4 protein-coding genes are annotated in these 3961 nt (G+C 76.3%); 3 read left to right on the forward strand and 1 reads right to left on the reverse strand.

Annotation, left to right across the window (positions count from 1 at the left end; translation table 11 throughout):
• Positions 1-300: hypothetical protein (locus tag AB0M20_RS30930; RefSeq protein ID WP_364303860.1), on the forward strand; the 300-nt coding region annotated here is incomplete at its 5' end.
• Here AB0M20_RS30930 and AB0M20_RS30935 read toward each other — a convergent pair.
• Positions 257-1483: a hypothetical protein gene (locus tag AB0M20_RS30935; RefSeq protein WP_364303861.1), complete on the reverse strand. Its 1227-nt coding sequence runs from the start codon at positions 1481-1483 to the stop codon at positions 257-259. The two genes, AB0M20_RS30930 and AB0M20_RS30935, sit on opposite strands and share 44 nt — an antisense overlap.
• A 131-nt stretch (positions 1484-1614) precedes the next feature.
• On the opposite strand from AB0M20_RS30935, the gene eccD reads away from it, so the two are divergent.
• Together eccD and eccB are read left to right on the forward strand one after the other, a co-directional pair.
• Complete coding sequence (eccD, locus tag AB0M20_RS30940; protein ID WP_364303862.1) at positions 1615-2922, forward strand: type VII secretion integral membrane protein EccD; 1308 nt, start codon at positions 1615-1617, stop codon at positions 2920-2922.
• Between the two features lies 1 nt (position 2923).
• Positions 2924-3961, forward strand: a 1038-nt coding sequence (eccB, locus tag AB0M20_RS30945; protein ID WP_364303863.1) for a type VII secretion protein EccB, incomplete at its 3' end; no start/stop codon positions are given.

The raw sequence follows: 3961 nt of genomic DNA on the forward strand, positions 1-3961 counted from the left end.
CGGGCGTCACGGCCACCCCGTGGGCCCGGGATGACCGTGCGGGAGGTGAGCGTCGCCGCCGGGTCGGTCGCCGGCCCGGACACCGTCGACGAGGTCCGCCGCCTCGCCGCCGAGGTCGACCGTGCACTGTGGTCGCCGGGGCGGCGCGAGGACACCGACGCGTGGGGTTCGGTCCGGGCGGTCCGCAGCGGTCTGGCCCGGCGCGGGTTCCTCAGCCGCCTGCGGGCCGTGCTCGACCCCAGGCCGCTGCTGCCGGTCAGCGCGCGCAGGAAGCGCCGCGGATCGCCTTCGGCGGACTGACGTAGACCATCCCCGCGGTGCCGTCGGTGCCCCGGATCTCGAAGCAGTACTGCTTGACCGGGTCCACCTCGACCTTGAAGGTGCGGGCCTTCCCGACCGACGTCGTGTCGGGGACGTCGTCGCCCTCCGCGGCCACGGCCACCCCGAACCGCAGGTCGGCGTCGCTGGTCCAGGACAGCTCGACCAGGTTGCCGCGGTCGACCGGGTCGTTGAGCTCGATGCGCACGGCCGGTGCGGTCGGCCCGGCGGAGGCCGGCGCGCTCGGCGCGGTCACCGGCGGGGGTGGCATCGCCATGTCCTGCGGGCGGCTCAGCACCAGCAGCACCGCCACCACGGCCAGCACGGCGACCACCGCGGCGGCGGCGAGCACCTGGGGGCCGGGCAGGCGCCGGCGCCGCTCCGGGCCGAACTCCAGGATTGGCGTGCCGACCGGCAGCGCGGACGGCGCCTCGGGCTCGGTCAGCCGGGCCGCCACGTCCGCCGGCCGCTGCGCCGGATCCTTGGCCAGCAGCTCGAAGACCAGGGTGGACAGCCCCGGCGGCAGGTCGTCGCGCTCGATCGGTGGCGGCGGCTCGGTCAGCACCCGCAGCACCTGGTCGCCGTCGGGCTCGCCGGGCGGGGCCGGGAACGGCGACCGGCCCGACAGCGCCAGGTAGAGGATCGCGCCGAGGCCGTAGCGGTCGGACCGCTCGTCGAGGACACCGTCGCGGATGGTCTCCGGGGCGCGGAAGTCGGGCTCGCCCCGGGCCGGAAACGCCCGGCGCAGCGCGACGCCGAAGTCGGTCAGCACCGGCTCGCCGGACGCCCGGAACAGCACGTTGCCCGGCGTCACGCCACCGTGGACGCCCGTGGTCAGCGCCTCCGCCAGCGCCGAGCCGAGGGCGACGGTGTCCGGCACGGACAGCGGCCCGAAGCCGTCGATCAGCTCGGGCAGCGATTGGGCCAGCAACTCGCGGCGTAACGCCCGGCGGCCGTCGGGGAGCTCGACGATCCGGTCGGCGACGACCGAGTGGGCCGTGGGCGTGAAGCGGCGCAGCTCCGCCTCGACGTCGGCGCGGGTACGCCGGTCGAGCCGCTCCGGCAGCAGCTTGAAAGCCCGGCCCTCGCCGGTCTGCGCATCGACCCCGGCCAGCACGGATCCACCCAGCGGCACCAGGTCGCGATAGTCGTCGTCCGTCGTCATCCTCGTGTCCTTAAGCGGTCGGCCCTGTTCCGCGGCTCGTCGCACCCGCCCATCGTAGGAACGAGACCGATCGACGTGACACCCACCGGCAGGATGCTGCCGGGCTTTGTGGAGAGAACGTGGGGGAGACGATGACTGCCGCAAGCCTGGTACGCGTGACCGTGGCGGCGCCGGCCCGCCGGATCGACCTGGCCCTGCCCGAACGGGCGCCGGTCGCCGAGATGCTGCCCGGCCTGCTGCGCCGGGCCGGCGAGGTGGACGAGTTGCCGGACGGCGGCTGGCTGCTGCGCCGCGCCGACGGGGTCCCGCTCGACGCCGCGCGCACGCTCGCCGCCCAGCACATCCGCGACGGCGAGGTGCTGCACCTGGTGCCCGGCGCGCTGCACTGGCCGGAACTCGCGTACGACGACCTGGTCGACGCGATCGCCGGCGCGGCCGGACGCACCGGCCGCCTGTGGCAGCCCCGGCACACGCGCCTGTTCGGGCTGGCCGCGACGGTGCCGACGGTGTCGCTGACCCTGGTCGCGATCGTGCGCGCCGGGTCGGGCCGCGGGGCGCTGATCGTCGCGGCGGCGCTGCTGCTCGGCGGCACGTTGCTGTCCCGAGTGCTCGGCGACGCCGGCGCGGGCGCGGTGCTCGCCGCGCTGTCGGTGTCGGCGTCCTTTGTGGCGGGAGCGCTGCTGCTCGGCGGGCCGCTGCTCGGCGGATGCGCGGCGGTCCTGGTCGCGGCGGTGCTGGCGGTGCTCGCCGTCGGGTATCGACCGGCGGTGTTCGTGGCGGCGGCGGTGGCGGCCCTGCTCGGCGGGTCGGCCGCGGCCGCGGTGGAGCTCGGCTTCACCACCGGGCCGGGCGCCGCGGCGGTGGCCGGGGCCGTCGTGTTCCTCTTCTCGCCGCTGCTCGGGCCGCTCGCCGTACGCCTCGGCCGGCTGCCCACCCCGATGCTGCCGCGCACCGCGGCCGACCTGGTGCGCGATGACCCGCAGCCGCCGCGGCCCGCCGTCAACGCCGCCGTGCTGCGCGCGGACGCCTTGCTCACCGGCATGATCAGCGGGGGCGCGGCGACCGCATGCGGCGCCGCGGCGGTGCTCGCCGCCGTGCCGCGGACGTCCGGCACCGTCCTGCTCGGGCTGTTGACGCTCGGCTTCGGCGTACGCGCCCGCCTCTATCCCGCCGTGCGCCACCGCCTGCCGTTCCTGATCGCCGCGGCCGCCTGCCTCACCGCCGTGGCGGCCGGCCGCCCGCTGAGCTTCACACTGCCCGCCCTCCTCGCCCTGACCGCACTCGCCGTGACCTGCGCGATCGTCTACAGCAGACGCCGGGCCGGAGCGGCCCTCGCTCGATACGCCGAGATCGCCGAGATGCTGCTCGTCCTCGGCTGCGTCCCGGCGGTCTGCGCGGTGCTGCAGCTCTACGGCCTGGTCCGCGGGCTGGGCGGCTGACATGGCGACCCGCCGCGACCAGCTGCAGGCGCAGCGCTTCCTCGCCCAGCGCGTGCACTCGGCCCTCGTGATCCGCGAGACCGACCCCGAACAGCCACCGTTCCGCCGCCCGGCCGCCGCCGCCTTCGGCAGCATCGCGCTGGCCCTGGTGGTCCTGGTCGGCTTCGGCGTCTACGGCTTCCTCGCCCCGGGCGGCAACCGCGCGTGGCGCGCGGGCGACGTCGTGATCGTGGAGAAGGAGACCGGGGCGCGTTACGTCTATGTCGCCGAGCGCCTGCACCCGGTGCTGAACTACACCTCGGCGCTGCTCGCCCTGGGCCGATCCGCCCGCACGGTCAGGGTCTCCCGCGAGTCCCTGATCGGCGTCCCGCGCGGCCCGCGCATCGGCATCCCCGACGCACCCGACGCGCTGCCCAGGGCCGACCGCCTGCTGACCGCGGGCTGGAGTCTCTGCTCCCGTCCCACCGCCGACCGCACCGGCGCGCCGGTCGACGAGTCGATCCTGCTGGCCGGCGCCGATCCGGCGGGCGCCCGGCCGCTGGGCGAGGCGGCCCTGCTGGTGGAGGTGGCATCGACCCGCGACCAGTACCTGATCTGGCGCGGTCACCGCCATCGCATCGGCCGCCCCGACACGGTCACGGTGGGTTTGGCGCTCCGCGCCGAAGCGCGGGCCAGGGTGGGCGCGGCGCTGGTCGACATCCTCCCGGCAGGCGAGGCGATCGCCCCTTTGCGGGTACGCGCGCCGGGGCGGGCCTCGACGGCCGTGCCGAGAAGGTCGGAGCTGCTGACGGGCCAACTGGTCGTGGTGCAGACCCCGGCGGGCGCGCAGCACTATCTGGTCGAGAAGGACAGCCTGCGCCCGATCACCGAGCTGCAGTACGACATCCAGCTCGTGGCGCCGGTGACGGCGAAGGCCTACTCGGGGGTGGAATCGGTCGGCATCCCGATCGGCCTGGCGGCGGCCGCGGAGGCCCGCATGGCACTAGGGCCCCCGCCGGGCGCGGCGTCCCCGCCGGCGAGCCGCCCGGTCTTCGCCGCC

The sequence above is a fragment of the Actinoplanes sp. NPDC051633 genome, assembly GCF_040681735.1.
GTDB lineage: Bacteria > Actinomycetota > Actinomycetes > Mycobacteriales > Micromonosporaceae > Actinoplanes.

Coding starts and splice junctions, on each gene's coding strand:
- eccD (WP_364303862.1), top strand. CDS start 1,615: ATGACTGCCGCAAGCCTGGTACGCGTGACCGTGGCGGCGCCGGCCCGC.
- AB0M20_RS30935 (WP_364303861.1), bottom strand. CDS start 1,483: ATGACGACGGACGACGACTATCGCGACCTGGTGCCGCTGGGTGGATCC.